This window comes from Spirosoma pulveris, from assembly GCF_054781875.1.
On sequence record NZ_BAAGTO010000002.1, the window covers coordinates 238192 to 259937 of the forward strand.

Sequence of the window (21746 nt, forward strand, 5' to 3'; positions counted from 1 at the left end):
TTAAGTACGCCAACGCAGCCGCTGATCCTGGCAGAGACCCATTAGCTGCTGCACGGACATGAGCGCTAACGATCCATTTTCTATATGAGGAATTATCCCACACCCGCCCCATCACCGACGGGGCGGGTGTGCATATTCAAACTTAAAAACGTAAAGAGCTTGAACGCGTATCTGGTTAACGCATAATCAATTCATAAAAAACGACCCTGCCAGTATACGATTCAATGCAAACGACCTAAACAAATCTATTTAAACTATATACAATATTGATATTAAAAAAGAATTTTGTTCAGGTTGGGTATAGAGTGATCTTGATGTATAAAAAATGATAGAGGCTCAAATTTATTATTCGGTAAAGAAATATTTTACTCTTACTATTCTATGTGTGGAATCTTTTAAACGAATCAAATAATATAATCACACGCTAAAAATCCTTAATTAACTTATTTTTTGAATTTATCTATTAAAATTAGGTAAGCATATATAAAACTTACGCCCCTCTACTCGCTAAACAAGAAATATACACTATTGACTTTATCTATACAGACTTATACCCTATTAAGATCTATTTGCCTATAACGTATAAAATAAGTCAAATTCTCCTTAGAAAAAGTACCAATAATACCTATTCATTAATCAATGTATAAAATGAGTACCAATTTTTTAACATTTTGACAACATACCACTAACGAAATAAACTAAAACCAGCTATACACGAAGCTATGACTTTCCAGTCTAAACATCATCTCAGCATATGAAGAATAATGAATAAGAAACCTTATACCTCAGTCGAAGAAAAGGCTTTAAACGAAAAAAATGTTTTTAAGGTTCATAAATGCGTTTTCTCAAGAAAATTAATAAGTGAATTATTTCCGAAGACGCTCAAATTAGTATACGAATCAACAGCTTAAACAGACAAATCCTGAATATTGTACAATATCAATTTTATGTTGAATATAAGTGTACAGTTGGTGACACAAGGAGAAAAAAAATGTCTATTAATAATATCACCACATCTGTAAACATATTGTACCAATGTCAGGCACCAAACAATACAATATGTTTAAGTAAGATATATTGCTAAAATCTTAAAATCAAAATTCAAATAATTTATTGTGTGCCGTTATGAATTGCTCTATCATTGAATCGTACAAAGCAATGAACAAGTTTTACAAGCTGAACCGCATAAAACTTGATACATAATGTCAAAAGTGACGAATCGTATCAGCTGAGTTAGCACTACAATTGATACGCTGTTAAAAAGCTTGACGGTCGAAAAAATAAGTCATAAAAAATAGACTTCATTTTCTACCTGAAAACAACAACCTGTTAAACTATTTTCAACGAATTAACTTTTTAGTACCGAGTACATTTTACAACCTTTTTATCTCAATGTTATGATTACAGCCTATCCAAAACTACTCTTTTTAATGCCAACTAATTCAATCATTTGGTTAGAAGGCGACGGAAACTACACCCGTATGCATTTGCAGGATGGAAAATACCAATCTATTCCGTACACGCTGAAATATATTGCGAATAAACTACCCGACTTTGTACGCATCCATAAGTCTAGTTTAATTAATCCAATGTATGTTCAGGAACTTACCAGCAGAGGTTATCAGGACTACTGGGTCAAACTGAGCAGCGGCCAAACGCTATCCGTTTCACGTAAACGGATCGTTCAGACGGCCACAAAATTAAATCTTCCGAAGCCCTAATCTGCTAACAAATGGTTAGCCATACGCCCGAGACAAAGCAGGAAAAACACTGCCTGTACTATCTGTATAGACAATAAATCCCTTAAAATAAGGGGTTTAGTTCAGGAAGTTACTATTCGAGCTGTCCTAAAAAGCAGCACTCGAAGCCAGGAGGAGTTAACCAAAAAGTCGCGAAGGCCATTGCCTGCCTTCCCCTTAACTTCCTGTGTGTCTCAACCGGTTTGAGATTTGACTCTGGCGAATCGGCTACCTGAAATCCTGTGTAAGCTATTCTTTTATCGACTGCACGCACGCTGATCTACCGGCTTAAAAAGTAGCGCACTGACCGTTAAATAAACATCAACGCGCTATCTTTTTCCGTGTACTTCCAGCCGTTATGGAATTGTTAAAACTAGCATAAACAGCACTGAATCAGGCATATTTTACCAGCTGATGACGCATTCAAGCGCTTCACCGATTGGGCAAAACAAGACCTGATTTTTTTAAATCGTCCATGTACTTTTCCTAACGTTTAGGTAAGAACGTTCACTCACTAATAAATGCATCAAAAAAACAGTAAAACGCAGCATTGAAAAAGTGTTTTTCTCAACACTGAACAGCTACGAAAACAGACTTTTCTTCTTTATAGGTAGTTTAAATTTCACTAACTGAAGCAGTAGTTACGACCATTCACGATAATGGCTCAAAATAAATCGAAAGTTAAGGAAAACAGACAGACAGATAGAAGAAAATAAAGCAAAATAGATTTAGCCAAATCTATTTTGAAACTCAGTTTTTTTGACCAATTAATAAACAAAATACAAGCTTATCTATGCAGAAAAACAACAGATTTCTGACTAGTCAATTTCAGTACTCAGTAGCTGAATAAGCAGCCAGCTACTTTGAGTAATTTCACAACGGATTACCACGAATTTTAGCTAACAGACTAACTCGATCAGCGCCGTTAAATCAACAAATTTTTATGAAGCCATTTGTGTTCACTTACATTATACCGGTGTTTTTTATTCTATGCATTCGACCGATCGTATGCGGACAGACTAACACCAGTAATACATGTGATTATACTATAACAAAGAGTGGAGTCTATAAAAATGGTACTCTGGGTATTCGCCCCGGACAAACGGTATGTATACAGGCTGGGACTTACACTAATTTACACTTCAGTGACTTTGTCGGTACAGCCGAAAAGCCAATACGATTCACGAATTATGGAGGAAAAGTGATTGTCAGTGCAGACAAGTCTCCGGCGGGCATACAATTCTACTTTTCAAAAAATTTCGTTCTGTCCGGTTCGGGATCGTCTGATCTTACCTACGGCATACTGGTCGAAAAAACGGGTACGGGCGGCCAGGCCATTCGGGTAGAAAATAAAAGCTCAGACTGCGAAATCGATCATGTTGAGATTGCCGGTTCCGGCTTTGCCGGCATCATGGTCAAAACAGACCCCACCTGCGATTCCACTACCTGGCGTGAAAACCTGGTGATACGGAATGTGAAGGTGCATCATAATTATATTCACGATACAGACAGCGAGGGCATTTACATTGGCAGTTCTTTCTGGAATGAAGGCTACAAAATGACCTGTGGCGGCCAGACAAAGCTCATCTATCCGCACAACATATACGGCCTCGAAATCCATCACAACCTGATCGAAAGGACGGGTACGGAGGGCCTTCAATATGCGGCTGCGCCCGATGCCGTTGTTCACCATAATATTATCAGAAACACCGGCATTAAGCCATTTGCCTCTTTTCAAAATAACGGCGTACAACTCGGCGGTGGAGTGGGCGGCAGCTTTTACAACAACAAGATCACCAATTCGCCAGCCGTGGGCCTGATCATCATTGGCAATGGCGGTAATACCCGGATATATAATAACCTGATCGTGAACAGTGCCGTTAACGCGATCTTTTGTGACAATCGACCTGGCACTGAAGCCAACACACCCATCCTCTTTGCCAACAACACCCTCATAAACTCCGGCGAAGAAGCCATCAAATTATACAACGAAACCAACAGGAATCTCGTCATTAACAATATCATCGCCAGGGTTGGAAAAGGGCGTCGCTACATTACAATGGCACAGGGCGTTCCCGCCGAGATAGTCGGCAATTTCATGACCTCGGATATTGATTCGATCGGGTTCATGGATCCCGCCGAAGGCAATTTCCGCCTGAAGAGTACCTCAAAATTGGTTGATTCCGGACTTAGCCGCACGGGCAGTGAGATCAGTCTGGATCTGGATAACAACCGTCGCCCGATAGGTCGGCAAATTGACATTGGTGCTTACGAATACTACCCGATCAACGAGCAGATCATTACCCTTTACCCTTCCCCCTGCGACGACCAGCTTTCGATCTGGTCGCCGGAGACCATCCATCAGGTGAAAGTGTACTCCACTGCCGGCAAGGAGATACTTCTGTTCAACGCTGAACCAACAACCAGTATCAACCTGTCGGTGAAGTCATTGGCGGCTGGTTTATATGTCCTGAAAGTCGAAACGGCCTCAGGTTCCCTATCAAAACGATTCATTAAACGATGACGGCCTGCTTCAGCAACTGACTCCCTGAATTTCAATCATTAACATTTAATCAACGTTTATATAATGAACTATAACTTCTCCTCTCTGGCAACGGGTTCGTCAACCATTTTACTTGTCGATGAAGATCGTTTCATCGCCGGTATTCTCCGCCAGACCCTCCAGTCCGATTTTACCATTAAGTACGTATCCAATGGTATGGAGGCTATGCACTGGCTCGAGCAGGGTAACTCGCCGGCACTCATCATTACGGAGCTGAAAATGGATCAGCTGGACGGTCGTAAACTCATCCGGCTCATTCGCGAAAGTACCTTACTGAGTCATCTGCCCATTATTGTTCTGTCGGACAGTGACGATAGTAACACGCGCATCGAATGCCTGGAGAGTGGGGCCGATGGCTATCTGGTTAAGCCATTCAACCCGCTGGAAGTGAAAGCAAAAGTTCGGGCTGTTCTGCGTCGCTCCGGCCTTGATACGACTCCCGTTAAGCATTTGCCGGAACGATTGACGACAACTCAGTGGGTTCTGCCTTCTGCCAGCTAGTCTGCTCTTAATACGCGCCTACTTTACTCACTTTACCCCATTGCAATGAAAACGTACGGAATTTCACTGACCAAGAGTAAGTTCCTGATCGTTTACCTGGATTCAGATACGGCCATTCCGGCTTCTTTTATTGAAACATTCAGCCCGCAGGCAACCATCATCTGCTTTAACAGTGCAGACATGGCCTGTAGCTGGATTCAAGTCGGCAACCGAGCCGATTTGGTCATCGCCAATGTTGACGTAGGCGGACTTTCAATACTGGAAAAGCTACGCTCCGAGAAGATTGTGCCCACACCACCAGTTATTCTGATCACGAAATCAATAACCACGCAACTACAGAACAAGGCCCGTCAGTTGGTAGCCCTGGACGTATTCTCAATTGCATCAGACATCGACAAGCTCAACCTGCGGGTTGACTACCTGATTCGGAAGGCAGCGTATCTGCATTCTGCCGCACGCTGGGAAAACGTCGACCTGCCTGAATTGAAAATACCCATTTGGAAACGGGTGCTGGACATATCCGTCTCGCTGGCTATCCTACTTGTCCTTTCGCCCGTATTGCTGGTGGCCGCAATACTTGTCTACATAGATCACCCCGGCCCTGTCCTATACAGTTCCAAACGAGTGGGCAAAGACTACAGGGTGTTCGATATGTACAAGTTTCGCAGTATGCGCCCCAATGCAGACAAGCTGATTGCCGAAATGTCTGCACATAACATTTACAATACGGCAGAAGCTGCACCTACCGATAGCTCCCGATGTGAAAACTGCATACGGGCCGGCATCCCTTGCCAACAGCCGCTTTTTCTGAGAGAGAAGCTTATCTGCGAGCGGGAGTATGTAAATGCGAAGCGGGCAAAAGCTATGTTCAGTAAGTTTCGGAATGACCCCCGGGTTACACGAATCGGCGCTTTTCTGCGCAACACGAGCATTGATGAACTCCCGCAACTGTTCAATATCATTCGGGGCGACATGTCGCTGGTAGGGAACCGTCCATTACCGATTTATGAGGCCGAACGGCTTACCACATCCGGTCATGTACAGCGTTTTGCAGCACCCGCCGGGCTAACGGGCCTTTGGCAGGTTACCAAGCGGGGGAAATCGCAGGGTGTTATGTCAGACCTGGAGCGCATACAGCTTGATATTCAGTATGCCGAGAAGTTCTCCTTCAGGACGGACATGACCATTATGCTCCGGACAGTAACGGCCGTATTTCAACAGGAAAACGTATAACCAGGCTTCAGCTGTCTTCGCGGCTCCTCCACACCTACTTACTCATTTCGCCGGATAGCCAGCGTATGAATCTGTTTGACTCTATGCAACCTTTAGTATCCATCATTACGGTTAACTACGATCAGCCCGAGGTAACTGGCCAGCTGCTTAAATCACTTGAGCAGATCGATTATCCAAATACGGAAGTGTTTGTAGTGGATAACGGCAGCCCTAACCGGGGTGTCGATTCGCTGACCAGTGAATTTCCAGGTGTCCACTTCATAAAGAGCAAAAAAAATCTGGGGTTCGCCGGTGGCAACAATCTGGCGATAGGCCATTGCAAAGGGAAGTACCTGCTTTTCCTGAACAACGACACTGAAGTGGCACCCGATTTTTTACAACCCCTGGTCGACTGTCTCGAAACGCAGCCTAAGGCGGGTATGGCCAGCCCTAAGATCAAATTCTTTCATGAAGAAAACCTGATTCAGTATGCGGGTTCGGGTAAAATGAACCCCTATACCGGCAGGAGCTTTTTCGTGGGCAATCGACAGGTCGATCAGGGGCAGTTCGACATTACCCAGCCAACGCCATTCATCCACGGAGCTGCCATGCTGATCTCGCGCGAAGTCGTGCAAACCAGCGGACTGATGAATGACGAATTTTTCCTCTACTACGAAGAATTCGACTGGTGTGCACGGGCGCAACGCGACGGATTTACTACCTGGTACGTGGCCGAATCCGTAGTCTGGCACAAAGAGTCGGTGTCGACGGGCAAGTACAGTCCTTTAAAACTGTATTACCTGACTCGTAACCGGCTGTATTTCATGCGCCGAAACTTCCCGCTTGCCCAAAAATTGATGTTTCTCAGCTTCTTCACCCTCGTTTCAATCCCTAAAAATTCTTTGTCGTTTTTGTTAACCCGTCGCTTCGATTATTTGAATGCCTTCTGGAGCGGTCTACTATGGAATATCACCCGGAAATCCTCTTTATTATGAATTTACTCACGAGTTTACTGACCATTCTTTTCTTTTTCACAGCTGTAGAAACGGTTTACCTATTTGTTTTCACAATGGCCGGGCGGTTCGGACGATTGCATGCCCCTCCCGTCAACTCAAACCCCGTTGCCAAGCGGATGGCCGTGCTGGTTCCGGCCTATAAAGAGGATGCCGTCATTGTCGATACGGCAGAGCAGGCACTCAAACAGGATTATCCGGGCAACGCGTACGATGTCATCGTCATCGCTGATTCACTCCAGAAAGATACACTGGACAAACTGGCCAGACTGCCCATTACCGTTGTTGAAGTGAGCTTTGATGTTTCCACGAAATCCAAAGCGTTGAATGCTACCCTGAAGAAGCTCAGCACCAACTATGATGTGGCGGTCATTCTGGACGCCGACAATGTTATGGCGACCGATTTTCTAACCCATATCAATGCCGCTTTCAACGGTGGCTGGAAAGCGGTACAAGGCCATCGGGTAGCCAAAAACACCAATACCAGCGTCGCTATTCTGGACGCGGTCAGTGAAGAGATCAACACCTATATACTCCGCCGTGGTCACCGGGCGCTCGGCCTCTCGGGTAGTTTGATGGGCTCTGGTATGGCGTTCGACTACACCCTGTTCAAACAATACATGGGGCAAATCGACACGACCGGCGGTTTCGATAAAGAGCTGGAAATGCGGCTCATCCACGATCACTATCGGATCGATTACATCGATGATGCGTTGTGTTACGACGAAAAAGTACAAAGCGGGGCCGTGTTTGAGCGGCAACGGGCCCGGTGGATTGCCGCCCAGCTTAAGTACCTGCGCCGTAACCTACCCTCGGGCATCATTCAGTTACTGAAAGGTAATCTGGATTATTTCGACAAGGTTTTCCAGACGATGTTTTTACCCCGCGTCATTTTGCTGGGCTTTCTTACCATTGGCACGATGGCGGCCCTGTTACTGAGAGCCCCCAATTTATTAATGCTGGCAGGTGGGCAGCTCCTGGTCCTCTTACTGTCCTTTTACGTTGCCACCCCCAGCGACCTTAAGGCCCTGATCACCTGGAAAGAGATAAAGCAGGTTCCCGGTCTGTTCTTCCGCTTTTTACGATCCATCACCAAACTGGGTGAAGCCGGCAAAAAGTTCATCAATACGCCCCATACCACCACCAGTACAGTCATTAACGAAGGGTAAGCACTGCATTTCGTCAATCCTATTTACCCTTAATCTCCTATGCAAGACAAGAAGTTTATCATCTGCATAAGTCATACACCCTGGGAAGGCGTCTTTCAAAAGACGATCGTTCAACTCATGACCGAGCTGGCTCTGCGGCACCGCGTCCTGTTTGTAGACTACCAGTATACCGTTAAAGACTGGGTTATGGGCCTGCTGGGCCGCGAACAGGTCCCCCTTCGGCAGGTGCTCCGGCTCAGTAACCCCCTCACCCGGAAGACCCTGGCCAACGGAGCCCATATCTATCTCTGGACACCTCCCATGAGTCTGCCCGTCAACTGGATGCCGCAGCCCTGGCACGACCGCTTCATGAAGTGGAACGTCAACCGGATGCTCAGGGGACTGCGCCAGGTGATGCCCCTGATCGACAACCAGCCCCCGTTGGTTGTCAACGCCTTCAACCCCGTCTGGGGGCTGCCCATGCTCAAACAACTCAACGAAAAAGCCACCATCTATTACTGTTATGATGAGATCACGGCCGAGTCGTGGATTGCCCGCCACGGGGGACGCCGGGAACGGGACTACCTGCCCAAAGTCGATGCCGTGGTGACTACCTCCGTGACCCTGCGCTCGGCCAAAAGCCAGCTCCAGCCCAACGCTTTCTGCGTCAAGAACGGGGCTAACTACGACCTCTTCCAACAGGCCCGCCAACTGGCCCAAACCACCGACCGCAGCCGCCAGACGGTGGGTTACCTGGGTACGGCCGACAACCGTATCAACCTCGATCTGGTTGAATACTGCCTGCAGGCCCTCCCGGAGGTGACCTTCCAGTTTATCGGCCGCATCACCGATCCGACCGTCACGCAGCGGCTGGCGCCTTACCCCAACGTGGAGTTCATCAAGCCTGTACCGCCCGCCGAGCTGCTGCCCTTGTTGGCCCGTTTGCAGGTCGGTATCATTCCCTTTGCGTGTAACGAGCATACCTATACGATCTACCCGCTGAAGATCAATGAGTACCTGGCTGCGGGCATTCCCGTCATCTCCACCCGGTTCTCGGTCCTCGACGACTTCGAACAGGTAGTTGCGTTTGCCGACGAGCCGGAAGCATTTGTAGAGGCCATCCAGGCAGCCTTGAAGGGCGTGAGTGCCGAGCGGGTTGAGGAGTTTGTGCAGACGGCATCCGCCAACTCGTGGGTACACCGGGCTCAGGAGTTCGAAGGAATTATGGAACAGGTACTCGATGCCAAATCCCTCGTACATGCATAACCGTGCCCGGCAGGCTTATTCTCTACGCAGTAAACAGCAAGTAAGTTGACTATGAAATCAGTACAGTTCATCAAACAGAATGCAGGCCTCAAGCGTCTGGTCCACTACCTGCTCATTCCGAGGGGGCAGGCCCGGCCCCGGCGTTGGGTGAGCTGGTTCGTCAATCCGTTTGTGCATAACCGGCACAGAACCTCCGCGATTCGCAGCACAGCGCGCCTTGATGTACTGCCCTTTCGGGCATTTGAGTTAGGCATCGAGTCAACGATTGAAGACTACAGCGTGCTCAATAATGGCGTCGGCGATTTACGCATTGGTGATTTCTGCCGAATTGGCATTGGGTCCGTCGTTATTGGGCCCGTAACGATTGGGGCGCACGTCATTTTAGCCCAGCATGTGGTAATGTCGGGCTTAAATCACGGGTACGAAGACATCAACACCCCCATCCGTTTACAGCCCGTAACAACCCGGCCCATCGTGGTAGAAGACGAATGCTGGATTGGGGCCAATGCGGTAATTACGGCAGGCGTCAGAATCGGACGGCACGCTGTAGTGGCCGGAGGCAGTGTCGTTACTAAAGATGTGCCTCCGTACAGCATTGTAGCGGGCAATCCGGCCCGGGTAATAAAGCAATATGATTTCAGTCAGAAAGAATGGCTGAGAGTAGAGAGCGTCCGAAGAATACCAGCTTAATCGTACACCAGAGCGCCCTGTGGGCACTAAATCACATGAAAAAACTTCTCTTTATTCTATTGATCGCCATCACGGGTTGTCAGCAAAAGTTACCCCCGCCAGAGATTGACTTTACCAGTGCTGATGATGGCAAAGGGTTCATTCAGTTTACCACCACCTCACTCAATGCCACAAGCTTTGCCTGGGATTTTGGGGATAAGAGTGCAATCAGCAAAGAAAAGAACGCCAACCATGCCTATAGCACGAACGGCATCTATCAGGTAAAGCTGGAAGCAACCGGTCCCTGGGGAACAACCACCGTCACCAAGCAGGTGTCCGTAACGGGCGTTCGCGGTTCGATTATGTTCTGGATGCCCAAAGGCTCCAACAGTGTAACCGTCTTTATCAGAGATGTACGGGTCGGAACGATCTTCAACTTCTTCCCCAATGGCGTCACGTACTGTGGCACAACCGGTTGTGCACTGGCCAGCAACTTACCTGAAGGCGACCATCCGTTCGTTGCCCGCGAAGAAGGGAGCAGCGACGTAAAATGGAGCGGTGTCGTGAGTGTAGTGGGTGGTCAGTGTACGAAGAAAGCCTTGACCTATTAAATGAAACATCTCTCAAGTAGTCAAACCAGAAGCCGAAACCATACTCCAATGAAACTTTCCATACCCCTGGCCTATACACTTTGTACGTGGCTCCTATTATTCAGTTTAGGCAACAGCTTTCCCGCCCTGGCTCAGTCAGCCAGAGTAAAGAGTGAGATCGTCGTGAACGACACGGCCTACTTCGACTTAAACAGAGACATCACCGAGCAGCTGATTCCTTTCGAGGAAATCTATCAGATTGCCCTGCAATACTCCCCTATGATGAAAGTGCAGGGGGCAATGGCCAACAGCAAACTGGAGGCTTACCGCTACTCCAAAGTAACGGTTCTGGATAACATCTATCCCTATGTGAACTACGCACAGGGTAATCAAACACTCGTTGCAACGGGTTCGAATCCAACGGATGGGATTCAGTTGAGCAATGGCACCCGGTGGGGCGTAAACGTACAAGTGCCGCTATCCACGCTCTTTGGCCGGCACAATCTTATTCAACAGGCGAAAGCGGATTATCAGGTTACGCAGCAGCAAAAAGCCGTAATAGCCCTCGCCCTCAAACGGGAGCTTATCCGCATCTACCAAGATCTGTTGGTTGCCCAGCGCGTCATGAACGCCCGTGTACGCGATGAGCAGGTGGGGTTAACGACCTACCGGGTCACGGAGGTTGAACTGCAGCAAGGCAAGGCACAACCCAGCCAACTGTCTCAGATCAGTAACATTTATACGCAGTCCAAAGCGTACGCCGAACGGGCGCGGGGCGACTTCATGATTAACTACTACGACCTCGAAGCACTTGTTGGCACCCCGCTTCGGACGTTGATGATCAAATAGAATCCCTTCGCCAACACCCTGACCAGTAATCACTTCTATACTCATTCAAACCCAGTCAGTCCATTTATGAACTCTCAAATCGTTAGTCGCCTTCTTCGACAAAATGCTATCTGGCTACTGTTAATGCCAGTTATTGCCGCGTGTACGGCTTACTATTTCACGCGGAACCAGCCCCGCGTCTACGAGTCAACGGCCACCCTGTATACCGGCCTTACCTCCGGCTATTCGATACTATCGAACGAAACAAACGCCCGAGTCGACCATGAAGCGGTCGATAACGCCTTCGAGAACCTGCTTTCGACTATTTCCTCCCGTGAAACGATGGCCCAGGTGTCGATCCGGCTCCTGAGTCGCCACCTGATGCTGGAAGCGCCCGATACAATGATTATGGATCGCCATAACTTCAACGAGCTGCGCAATGCCGTTCCAGAAACCTTACGTGCCAATCTGGTTGCCAGCCGAAACGAACGTATCGTTTACCTGCGTCTCGATAGTATGGCTCACGCCATCAGCGATAACCCGATCAAAAAGCTGCTGAGTAACCCCTCGTCGGACTATGCCCCGGCCAGAATTGCCAAACAACTGAAAGCCATCCGTAAAAAAGACAGCGACATGCTGGAGCTTTCGTTTCAAGCCGACGATGCCGGACTAACCTACGCTACGCTGACGGAGTTGATCAACGTGTTCAGCAACCGGTATGCAGGTTTCAAAACATCGGAGACAAGCCCCGTTGTCAGCTATTACAACAACCGGAATCAGGAAGCCAGCCAACGGCTGCGCGAGGCCGAGCAACGGCTTAAATCCTTTGAAGAAAGCAACCAGATCATTAATTACGACGAAGAGAGCCGCAGCATTGCCATTAACAAAGATGCTCTGCAAGGCCAGTACAACGAAGAGCTGATGAAGTTGAAGGCGGCCAAAGCGTCCATGGATGCGCTGGGCAGACGCCTTGATGACCGGATGAGTACGCTCGCGGTAAACGACGAGTTGATTACCAAACGGCAGGAACTCACCAATGTGACAAGCCAGCTATCGCAGGCCCGGATGGCCGGACGCCCTAAAGAAACAATCGATCAGCTTTTGGCAAGAGTCAATCGGCTCACCGACGATCTGAAAGTGGCGGCTCAAAAATATTACAAAGCCGGAAACTCTCCCGAATCGCTCCCCCAGATGCACCTTTTGGATGAGTGGCTCGACCGGGTCATTCTGTATGAAGAATCCAAAGCGCGGCTGGCCACCTACGAAAAACGCCTGATCGACTTCAAAGACATGTCGGCTAAGTTCACCCCTCTGGGATCGACTCTTACCCAGATCAAGCGTGATGTAAGTGTTGCCGAAAAAGAGTACCTGGCCACCATGGCGGCTCTGAATCAGGCCAAAACCCGTCAGACGAACGCCGAAATGAAAGGCCCGCTCAAGTTGCTCGATGCTCCTCAGTTTCCGTTGCATCCACTCCCATCCAAGCGATGGATGCTCATTGGCGCGGCCTTTGGTATTGGCTTGGTGCTGGCGTTGCTGCTGCTGCTGGTTCGTTACCTCATAGATGGGCGTATCTATGATACTAGCCGGTTCGAAGAAGTGACCCAATTGCCCGTTGCGGCCTCATTCCCAAGGGTTCCTGCACAGACCCGCAACAAGAAAACCCGCGTTATGCTGCAATACATGCTGGATAATCTCCGCAGTAGAGCGGAGGTAGACATGCACCCGGCGTCAGATTACCACTCTAACGTCCTCATCTCCATCTGGAGCCCCCGGCCCAAACAGGGTAAAACCTGGCTGGCCAGCCAGCTAGCCGAGCAATATGCCGTAGCCGGAAAACGAGTGGCCCTGCTCTCGCCTTATGCCTTCAGCGATATGACCAGCCTGCCGCACGAAGTTACCGCCATCGCCTACGAAGTACGAAGCAATTTTGCCTACGCTAAAACCGTCGAGCAGGTAGTTGGCGACCTCGTCCCGTTTGATGCACAGCAGTACGATATCATTCTGCTGGAACTCCCCGACCTGAGCGTTACCCCGATTGCGACACATCTGGTCGCTCAGAGCAATCTGATGCTGATGGTCGTCAGCGCCCGGATCACCTGGAATACCATTGATCAGAACCTGTATCAGTTGTATCGCAAAGCGACGAAGTCCCCGATCCTGTCGATCCTGAATTATGTTCACCCCAGCCTGATCAAGGTAAGTCCATCTGCAGAGCCCCCCGTAGTGGTTGCCATGGGTGTTCCGCAACCCAATACCCTGGCCACACACCTTCCTTCTCAGCAAACTGTTTAACAGATGGTTAACCAACTACTAAGTGCTATCCAGACCCTATTGCGGAAAAATGCAGCTGTATCTTTACTTGGCAATGGTACGGCTGCCGTTATCTCGCTCAGTACAACGGGCCTGCTGGCACGCTGGATGCCTCGTGAAACCTTTGGAAACTGGGTACTCTTTTTGGTTACCTATACCTTATTTGACACGCTTCGGTCTGGTTTGCTACTCAACGGGATGATTCAGTACACCGCCGACCTGCGCGTTGAGTCTGACACGTATGCCGCCAGTCTGAAACGCTGGGAAGGCGCGGTCTGGCAGCTTGGCTTACTCATCACCATGGTTGTCGGGCCGCTCCTGATTAGCTTAACCTATTGTTTTCCGGCGCTCAGCGACTGGGTTGGCAACTCCGAAACAGCCGTTTGGTTCTGGATCATCAGCCTGGTATCCCTGCCAGCCAACATTGCCACCTGGTTTCTGCATGCCCGTTCTCAGTTCAAGCCGCTGCAATGGATACGGGTACTTACGCAACTGGCTTTTCTGTTGCTCATCGTTGGCTGTTACCAGTTTCATTTATTCCCGGCGAAGGGCCTGTACGGTTTGTTTGCCATAGCGAACGGAGCAGTCAGTCTGTGGTCTCTATTTGTTGGGTGGAGCCGGTGGCGCTCCATCCCGGCGGGCAGAAGTGCCGAACGGAAGGCCCTCTTTCACTTCGGCAAATTTACCATCGGCACGCTCGTTGGCGCTAATCTGCAGCGTAGCGCAGATACCCTGCTGCTGGGTGCCATACTGGGTCCGGAAGCCGTGGCCCTGTATGCCATTCCACAGCGGCTCACCCAGCTCCTCGATATGCCGGTACGAAGTGTGGTGGTAACCGCTATGCCTCGATTGGTAAAACTACAGCAGCAGGGGAAGGCCGACGAACTGGCCGCTTATTTTCAGCAAAGCGCGGGCTTGCTCTGGCTGGTTATGTTGCCTTTATCGATAGCCGGCTTTGTGCTCGCCGAACCCCTCGTTACGCTGCTGGGTGGCGGGCATTACCGAGACGGGGCCACGTTAATGCGCTGTTTCATGCTGTATGGTGCCTTGCTGCCGCTCGACCGGTATTCCGGTGTTGGCCTCGATGCTATTGGCAAACCGCAGTTTAACCTGATCAAGGTGCTGTTCATGCTCTGCGTACAGGTTGGGGGGGCTTTAGTAGCCTTACTCGTTTTCAAATCGACAACGGCGTTGGCCGGTGTTTCAATTTTCACGTTCGCCACGGGTATGATTCTGGGCTTTCAGTTACTGAAGCGCCACGTTCCCATCACACTAACTGGCTGTATACATACCGGGTGGACCGAACTGGTTAGCCTGATTACCCGCTTTCGTCATGAATGGATACGTTCAACAGTTAAAAACTTCCGTTGATCGCCAGACGGTCCTGTTTGCCTTTTTGGGGGCATTAGGCGCACTTGGCACCGGTTTACTTATTGCCGAGCGGGAATTAAAAGGAGCCGCTATTGTCCTGCTGATTCCGATCGGGCTGGCGACCGTATTCTTATGTCTGTACAGACCTAAACTCGGCTTATTGATCTACTTACAGTTCGCCTTTATCGTTAACGGTATTCAGCGCTTTAGCCCCGTTGCGGCTCCTTACGGCCTCATTGCGGATGGACTGTTGTTTTTACTCCTGATGGGCGTTCTGATCAACTATAAACAGTTCGACTGGTCAAATCTGAATAACCCGGCTTTTTTTTTAATTCTCATCTGGACGTTATACACCTTTTTGCAGTTGTTCAATCCCGAATTACCGTTCTTGGGAGCCTGGTTTTTTGCCGTACGTGCCGAATCACTTTACTGGTTTCAAATCACCGTGCTGGGTTTGTTGTTGATTCGAACCAAAAAAGACATCGGCGTAATATTTACCATCTGGTTGATCTGGTCGGTATTGGCGGCTCTCTGGGCATTTAAACAACGCTACATTGGCCTGACGTCCGGCGAACAGCAGTGGCTCGATGCGGGTGCCAGCATGACCCACGTTTTATTTGGCCAGTTACGGTGTTTTTCGTTCTATTCGGACGCCGGTCAGTTCGGGGCAGAAATGGCTTACGCTACCCTCCTGTGTATCATACGGGTGCTCGAAGAGCGCGTTCTGCGAGTCAAGCTTTTGTACGTGGGTATAGGCCTGATCGTTTTCTGGGGCTTTGCCGTGTCGGGTACCCGTGGCGCTCTGTTCGTTATTCTGGCCGGGCTGCCGATGTATATTCTGTTACGACGCAACTTCCTCATCCTGACGATTGGCGTGCTCATTGGCGGCTCCTTGTTCGGCATGTTAAAATACACGTCGATAGGCAGCAGCCTGTACGAGATCGAACGGATGCGAACCGCCCTTGACCCCCAGAACGACTCGTTTCAGGTTCGGCTGGATAACCAGAAGAAACTGGTTGACTATTTGTCAACGCGACCTTTTGGAGGGGGTATTGGCAGTTCAGGCGACTGGGCCAAGCGATTTGCCCCAAACAGCTTCCTGGCCGAAACCCCGCCTGATAGCTGGTATGTGAAAATCTGGATTGAAACCGGCATCGTGGGTCTTGTTCTCCACCTGGGCATGCTGTTGTTCTTCCTGGGCTTGGGCATCTATAACACAACAAGGCCCTGGCTGTCACCAGAACTGAAATTATACCAGATGTCCCTTATTTGTGGCTACACGGGCGTACTCGTTGCCTGTTATGGCAATCCAATTTTTGGCCAGTTCCCAACCAATTCAATCATGGCCATTACCATCGTCCTGTTATGTTCAACCCATGTAAGCAGACAGTACATGACTAAACATCCACTACCTAACTAACTGGCATTCACACTACTCGTATAAATTATATGAACGTTGTTTTAAACTTGTTTGCGCTGCTCATTGGCGGATATACAGTAGTCAACACACTAAACCTGCTCCTGTGGTCGGTAGGGGGGCTATTTGGCCATGGCGATGATATTTCGATCGACTCGCCCCCCAAAACGTTTCGGCGTATTCTGGTACTGATCCCGGCGTATAAGGAAGACACGGTGATTCTGGATTCCGTAAGAGCAAATCTGAAACAGAATTACCCGAGCGACCTGTACGATCTGGTCGTTATTGCCGACTCATTCCAGGCGCATACCATCAACCGGCTGAAAGAGATGCCCGTCAAAGTGGTGGAGGTCTCCTTTGCCGTGTCTTCGGTTAGCAAAGCATTGAATGCCGCGTTGATGCACTTCCCCGTCGGGAGCTACGATATTGCTGTTGTGGCCGATGCGGATAATCATATGGCGCCCGACTTCCTGACCCGCATCAATGCGGCTTTTGAAGGCGGCTGGCGGGCCGTGCAGGGTCACCGAATTGCCAAGAACCTGAACACCAGTGTGGCCATTCTCGACGCTATCAGCGAAGAGGTGAACAATCATATTTTCAGAAAGGGTCATCGGGCCTTTGGCTTTTCGTCTACCCTGATCGGGTCCGGAATGGCCTTTGAACTTCCCCTCCTGAAAAAGCACCTGAGCCAGATCCAGACGATTGGCGGGTACGACAAAGACCTGGAAATGAGACTACTGAAAAACAAAATACCCATTGGCTACCTGGAGAATGCTTTCATTTTTGATGAGAAAGTGCAGACGTCCGGTATGTTTGAACGCCAGCGTACCCGTTGGGTAGAATCGCAGATTCACCAGGCGCGGTTACACTTGATGCAAGGGGTCCGGGAGGCTGTAAACCGGAACTTCGACTATGTTGAAAAGGCATTCCAAACCCTTGCTCTACCCCGAATTCTGCTGTTGGGTACCATCACCATCAGCCTTGCCGTAAGCCTGCTGCTGCATAAGATCTGGTTCGCCGAATTGATGGGCGTTCAGTTAGTGCTCTTTTTGATTACCCTCGCCATTGCCCTACCCGCTTACTTACGGCGACTGATTGGTATCAATGAGTTACTAATGGTGCCCGTGTTATTCTTCCGTTTTGTTCGGTCGGTTATCAATTTCCGTCAGGCGAGAGGCCGTTTTTTACATACAACCCACGGTACAGACTCCAAGGTTATCGTTTGAGGCTATATGGCAAAATTTTACGTTCAAACGCATCTGTGCCCCTGCTGGCGATAAGTGCCCGAACCAGCCAGTTATGCCGAAAACTGGCCCGGATGCCCCTAAGTCGACACACAAAGTCTGGCTCTGAACAATTACCTGGCAGGGTACACGAAAGAGCAATACAGGCATTATTAACCCCTCAAAATCAGATTTATGAAACTGCTGATTGAAGTACTTCTTCTGTTGATGTTATTGGCCGTACTCTACACCTATTTGGGCTACGGACTCCTGATCTACCTGATTGTCAAGCTGCGCAAGCTTATGGGCCGGAGACGCTCCATACCCAACAATAGCTCATTTGTACCTGATGTGATGCTCGTTGTGCCCGCCTATAATGAACGGGACTGCATCAATGAAAAGATCACTAATTCACTGGCGCTCAACTACCCACCCGATAAGCTGCATATCCTTTTCGTAACGGAGGGGTCAACAGATGGAACAACGGAACTGGTGGAACAGTATGCCGCCACGAACCCGCGCGTCCATGTTATGGGGGGCCATCAACGACTGGGCAAAATTGAAGCGGTCAATCAGGCTATGCACTATATCAAAGCCCCTTTTGTGATTTTTACCGACGCCAACACAACGCTTAACCCCGCGTCTATCCAGCACATAATCCGGCATTTCGACGATCCCAACGTGGGCGCTGTAGCGGGCGAAAAGCGAATTCAGCTGCTAAGCAGTGAAGCCGCCGTAGGCGCGGGAGAAGGGCTCTACTGGAAGTACGAGTCGTTCCTAAAACGCCTGGATACGGAACTCCATAGCGTGGTAGGGGCCGCGGGCGAACTGTTTGCCATACGAACGGACCTCTACGAACAGGTTGAGAAAGACACGCTGCTGGACGATTTTGTGATTTCGCTGCGTATTGCCGAAAGGGGGTACCGGGTTGTTTACGAGCCGGATGCCTACGCACTGGAGCGACCTTCCTTTTCGGTTAGTGACGAGAAAAAGAGGAAAGTACGCATTGCCGCGGGCGGTTTTCAGGCGATCTCCCGTTTACAGCCCCTACTCAACATATACCGATACGGCTGGCTGTCTTTTCAGTACACATCACACCGGGTTATGCGCTGGGCCGTCGCTCCGTTTTGCCTGCCGCTCATTCTCCTGCTCAATGGTTTACTACTCGTTTTGCCGGGAAACGGGCTTTTTTCGGCCACGCTGTACCAGGGGCTGTTCGTGGCTCAGCTTGGCTTTTATCTGGCAGCCCTGCTGGGATACTATCTGGAGGACCGGCAGATACGCGTCAAGATGCTGTTCGTACCCTATTACTTCTCTTTCATGAACGGTTGTGCGCTGTTAGGCTATGTTCGCTACCGGCGTGGCAACGACACCGGAATCTGGGAGAAGGTGCGCCGGGCGGCCTAGTGATTTTTATTGATCTGATAGTTTAAATTATACTGCAATGGTTTTTAACAGCTTAGAATTTCTGGTATTCATTACCGTCTTCCTGCTGGTTTATTTCTCGCTGGAGGGTCGGGCCCGGCTATGGGTTTGTTTGCTGGGCAGCTATTTGTTTTATGGCTGGTGGGATTGGCGCTTCCTGGGACTCATCGGTCTGACAACACTGATGGATTATACCCTGGGCATTTTGATGGTGCGCTCCGAAGACGAACGCTTCCGAAAACGTCTGATTTACTTCAGCGTAACCGCCAATCTCCTTTTCCTCGGCTTTTTCAAGTACTTCAACTTCTTCGCGGAGTCGTTCCGCCAATTGGTACAGGTCTTTGGTTTTCACCCCAGCGAGACGACCCTAACGATTATTCTGCCAATTGGCATTTCGTTTTACACGTTCCAGTCGATGAGCTACACGGTTGATATCTACCGCCGTGAAATTGAACCCGAACGCGACCTGGTTCGCTTTGCCGCCTTCGTCTCCCTGTTTCCGCAACTGGTGGCGGGGCCTATTGTGCGGGCACGGGACTTTCTCCCCCAGTTTAAATCCGATAAACCCTGGAACTGGAACCGGTTCATGTCGGGCCTCACCCGGGTACTGTGGGGGTTCTTCAAGAAGGTCGCTATTGCCGATTCTCTGGCTCCGTTTGTGGAGCAGTGTTTCTCACTGCCTGCCACCCTGTCGTCGTTCCACGTACTGCTGGGCATTATTTTCTATTCATTTCAGATCTACTGCGATTTTTCGGGTTACTCCGACATTGCTATTGGTCTGGCCCGCATTCTTGGGTTTACGTTCGTAGAAAACTTCAGAACCCCTTACTTCTCCCGAAGCTTCACGGAATTCTGGACACGCTGGCACATCTCCCTATCCTCCTGGCTTCGTGATTATTTATACATTCCGCTGGGGGGTAGCCGGGGTGGTAAGCTCAAAACCTACCGTAACCTGATGCTCACCATGTTGATTGGCGGGCTTTGGCACGGTGCCAACTGGACATTTCTGTTCTGGGGGTTTCTGCATGGGGCCTATCAGGTCATTCAACGCCTGATCGAGCCCTTTGGCCGTCGGCTTTATCAGGTGCTGCACCTGCCCGTGGTTGTCCGGCAGGGACTGGATATGCTGCTTGTTTACGCCCTGACCTGTTTTGCCTGGATTTATTTCCGCAGCCCGACATTCACGATGGCCGATCAGGTAATCAGCAGCGTACTCTCTTTTGAAAACTTTAACTGGGCCAGCGTCACTAACAAATTTATCGCGCTGAAAGGCTTTCTGCTGATTGCTCTCTTACTCACCGTTGAGGTTTCTAATTTCCGGGTACACTATGCCCAACTTCTGATTCGCCGACCGGTGCTGAGACTTGTTGCCTACGCCTGTATCTTCTGGATTATCGCCCTGATGGGCACTTTCGGAGCTAATTCATTCATCTACTTCCAGTTTTAACCAGGGCCATGCAAACGTAAAACTGAACTCAACTAACCCAAAACTTTTTCTTTTCATGAAGCATATTCTCTGGACTATTTCACTCATCGGCATTACCGTATTCGGCGACCGGTTAGGTGGATTTTTACTCGATCGATTCGTTAATAACAGTCAGTTCCGCTATTCGCGGCTATACAAAGGGGAGGCAAAAGCGCATATCTTATTTTTAGGCAACTCCCGCGGGCTGTCTTTTTCTGATCCGTATGTCCGGCAGATCACCGGTCGGACAAGCTTCAACCTGAGTTACAACGCCATGCCCATGGATCTGGGCTATACGCTCTTTGAAGATTATCTGGAGCGAAATCCGGCTCCCGAAAAATTGATCATCGAGGTATCCATGTGTAACAAAACGAATAAAGAACTGATCCTCGGATTCGGTTGCTACGCGCCCTATTCCAAAGACTTAACGAACCTGATCACAACCTACGATACGAAGATGGGGCTTGCCGGTGAAGTGATCAATCTTGTTCGCTACAACGGCGAGGTATTTCAGCGAACCCTCTACTACCTGAACCGGGCTGATGAGAAATGGCTGGTTAACCGCACCATTTCGTCGAACATGATTGCGGCTTTAGCGGCACGGGAACCTTATCGGTTTACCGTTGCGTCGGAGAAGATTTTACAGAATCTGGTCAAAACGGTAAAGCTGGCGCAGCAAAAAGGAATTGAGGTGCATTTGGTCCTCAACCCCTACCTCCCTGCTTTTGCCGCGAAAATAGAGCACCTTCAGGCCTGGAAAAACATAATATCTACCGCCACGGGTTTGCCGGTAGCCGATTATTCGACGGCTATTCAGGGCAATGAGTTTTTCACCGATTATCAGCATCTCAACCTGAACGGTAGCCTGCACTACATCGCCCGGTTAAAGAAAGACGCCATTTTGGGGTAAACGGGTTTGGTACATTTTTATGCAGTCGTCAATCGGCCCATCAGCCTTCAGCGAGCCAGCGCCTGAATCCGTACATAGCTACCGTCATTTTAA

At 49.4% G+C, this 21746-nt stretch carries 17 protein-coding genes; all 17 read left to right on the plus strand.

Annotated features, from left to right (window positions below):
* Window positions 1–1430 precede the first annotated feature (1430 nt).
* The 17 genes from ACYVJM_RS09295 (at window position 1431) to ACYVJM_RS09375 (ending at window position 21653) form a co-directional block, all read left to right on the plus strand.
* Window positions 1431–1721, plus strand: coding sequence for a LytR/AlgR family response regulator transcription factor (locus ACYVJM_RS09295; protein WP_461147944.1), 291 nt, complete (start codon window positions 1431–1433; stop codon window positions 1719–1721).
* 1219 nt (window positions 1722–2940) lie between these two features.
* Window positions 2941–4263, plus strand: coding sequence for a right-handed parallel beta-helix repeat-containing protein (locus ACYVJM_RS09300; RefSeq protein WP_461147945.1), 1323 nt, complete (start codon window positions 2941–2943; stop codon window positions 4261–4263).
* Window positions 4264–4326: 63 nt separating this feature from the next.
* Window positions 4327–4803 carry a response regulator gene (locus tag ACYVJM_RS09305; RefSeq protein ID WP_461147946.1) on the plus strand — a complete coding sequence of 159 codons (477 nt, stop codon included), beginning with the start codon at window positions 4327–4329 and terminating at the stop codon, window positions 4801–4803.
* Window positions 4804–4848: 45 nt separating this feature from the next.
* Window positions 4849–6036 carry a sugar transferase gene (locus tag ACYVJM_RS09310; RefSeq protein WP_461147947.1) on the plus strand — a complete coding sequence of 396 codons (1188 nt, stop codon included), beginning with the start codon at window positions 4849–4851 and terminating at the stop codon, window positions 6034–6036.
* 83 nt (window positions 6037–6119) lie between these two features.
* Window positions 6120–7010: a glycosyltransferase family 2 protein gene (locus ACYVJM_RS09315; protein WP_461147948.1), complete on the plus strand. Its 891-nt coding sequence runs from the start codon at window positions 6120–6122 to the stop codon at window positions 7008–7010.
* Window positions 7007–8197, plus strand: a complete 1191-nt coding sequence (locus tag ACYVJM_RS09320) for a glycosyltransferase family 2 protein (RefSeq protein WP_461147949.1) — start codon at window positions 7007–7009, stop codon at window positions 8195–8197. The genes ACYVJM_RS09315 and ACYVJM_RS09320 overlap by 4 nt, the downstream gene beginning before the upstream one ends.
* Before the next feature lie 39 nt (window positions 8198–8236).
* Window positions 8237–9442, plus strand: a complete 1206-nt coding sequence (locus tag ACYVJM_RS09325) for a glycosyltransferase (protein WP_461147950.1) — start codon at window positions 8237–8239, stop codon at window positions 9440–9442.
* A gap of 51 nt (window positions 9443–9493) precedes the next feature.
* Complete coding sequence (locus ACYVJM_RS09330) at window positions 9494–10132, plus strand: acyltransferase (RefSeq protein ID WP_461147951.1); 639 nt, start codon at window positions 9494–9496, stop codon at window positions 10130–10132.
* Window positions 10133–10167: 35 nt separating this feature from the next.
* Window positions 10168–10722 carry a PKD domain-containing protein gene (locus ACYVJM_RS09335; RefSeq protein WP_461147952.1) on the plus strand — a complete coding sequence of 185 codons (555 nt, stop codon included), beginning with the start codon at window positions 10168–10170 and terminating at the stop codon, window positions 10720–10722.
* 48 nt (window positions 10723–10770) lie between these two features.
* Window positions 10771–11550 carry a TolC family protein gene (locus ACYVJM_RS09340; RefSeq protein WP_461147953.1) on the plus strand — a complete coding sequence of 260 codons (780 nt, stop codon included), beginning with the start codon at window positions 10771–10773 and terminating at the stop codon, window positions 11548–11550.
* Window positions 11551–11616: 66 nt separating this feature from the next.
* Window positions 11617–13824 carry a GumC family protein gene (locus ACYVJM_RS09345; protein WP_461147954.1) on the plus strand — a complete coding sequence of 736 codons (2208 nt, stop codon included), beginning with the start codon at window positions 11617–11619 and terminating at the stop codon, window positions 13822–13824.
* 3 nt (window positions 13825–13827) lie between these two features.
* Entirely contained in the window at window positions 13828–15213 is a 1386-nt protein-coding gene (locus ACYVJM_RS09350) for a lipopolysaccharide biosynthesis protein (protein WP_461147955.1), read from the plus strand.
* Complete coding sequence (locus ACYVJM_RS09355) at window positions 15176–16633, plus strand: O-antigen ligase family protein (protein ID WP_461147956.1); 1458 nt, start codon at window positions 15176–15178, stop codon at window positions 16631–16633. Before ACYVJM_RS09350 ends, ACYVJM_RS09355 begins: the two co-directional genes overlap by 38 nt.
* A 29-nt stretch (window positions 16634–16662) precedes the next feature.
* Window positions 16663–17856: a glycosyltransferase family 2 protein gene (locus tag ACYVJM_RS09360; RefSeq protein ID WP_461147957.1), complete on the plus strand. Its 1194-nt coding sequence runs from the start codon at window positions 16663–16665 to the stop codon at window positions 17854–17856.
* Between the two features lie 192 nt (window positions 17857–18048).
* Window positions 18049–19260: a glycosyltransferase family 2 protein gene (locus ACYVJM_RS09365; protein ID WP_461147958.1), complete on the plus strand. Its 1212-nt coding sequence runs from the start codon at window positions 18049–18051 to the stop codon at window positions 19258–19260.
* 37 nt (window positions 19261–19297) lie between these two features.
* Window positions 19298–20725, plus strand: a complete 1428-nt coding sequence (locus tag ACYVJM_RS09370; RefSeq protein WP_461147959.1) for an MBOAT family O-acyltransferase — start codon at window positions 19298–19300, stop codon at window positions 20723–20725.
* Between the two features lie 55 nt (window positions 20726–20780).
* Window positions 20781–21653, plus strand: a complete 873-nt coding sequence (locus ACYVJM_RS09375) for a hypothetical protein (protein WP_461147960.1) — start codon at window positions 20781–20783, stop codon at window positions 21651–21653.
* Window positions 21654–21746: the final 93 nt, after the last annotated feature.

Coding starts and splice junctions, on each gene's coding strand:
- ACYVJM_RS09375 (WP_461147960.1), top strand. CDS start 20,781: ATGAAGCATATTCTCTGGACTATTTCACTCATCGGCATTACCGTATTC.
- ACYVJM_RS09360 (WP_461147957.1), top strand. CDS start 16,663: ATGAACGTTGTTTTAAACTTGTTTGCGCTGCTCATTGGCGGATATACA.
- ACYVJM_RS09350 (WP_461147955.1), top strand. CDS start 13,828: ATGGTTAACCAACTACTAAGTGCTATCCAGACCCTATTGCGGAAAAAT.
- ACYVJM_RS09345 (WP_461147954.1), top strand. CDS start 11,617: ATGAACTCTCAAATCGTTAGTCGCCTTCTTCGACAAAATGCTATCTGG.
- ACYVJM_RS09355 (WP_461147956.1), top strand. CDS start 15,176: ATGAATGGATACGTTCAACAGTTAAAAACTTCCGTTGATCGCCAGACG.
- ACYVJM_RS09340 (WP_461147953.1), top strand. CDS start 10,771: ATGAAACTTTCCATACCCCTGGCCTATACACTTTGTACGTGGCTCCTA.
- ACYVJM_RS09310 (WP_461147947.1), top strand. CDS start 4,849: ATGAAAACGTACGGAATTTCACTGACCAAGAGTAAGTTCCTGATCGTT.
- ACYVJM_RS09325 (WP_461147950.1), top strand. CDS start 8,237: ATGCAAGACAAGAAGTTTATCATCTGCATAAGTCATACACCCTGGGAA.
- ACYVJM_RS09365 (WP_461147958.1), top strand. CDS start 18,049: ATGAAACTGCTGATTGAAGTACTTCTTCTGTTGATGTTATTGGCCGTA.
- ACYVJM_RS09330 (WP_461147951.1), top strand. CDS start 9,494: ATGAAATCAGTACAGTTCATCAAACAGAATGCAGGCCTCAAGCGTCTG.
- ACYVJM_RS09315 (WP_461147948.1), top strand. CDS start 6,120: ATGCAACCTTTAGTATCCATCATTACGGTTAACTACGATCAGCCCGAG.
- ACYVJM_RS09335 (WP_461147952.1), top strand. CDS start 10,168: ATGAAAAAACTTCTCTTTATTCTATTGATCGCCATCACGGGTTGTCAG.
- ACYVJM_RS09370 (WP_461147959.1), top strand. CDS start 19,298: ATGGTTTTTAACAGCTTAGAATTTCTGGTATTCATTACCGTCTTCCTG.
- ACYVJM_RS09305 (WP_461147946.1), top strand. CDS start 4,327: ATGAACTATAACTTCTCCTCTCTGGCAACGGGTTCGTCAACCATTTTA.
- ACYVJM_RS09295 (WP_461147944.1), top strand. CDS start 1,431: ATGCCAACTAATTCAATCATTTGGTTAGAAGGCGACGGAAACTACACC.
- ACYVJM_RS09320 (WP_461147949.1), top strand. CDS start 7,007: ATGAATTTACTCACGAGTTTACTGACCATTCTTTTCTTTTTCACAGCT.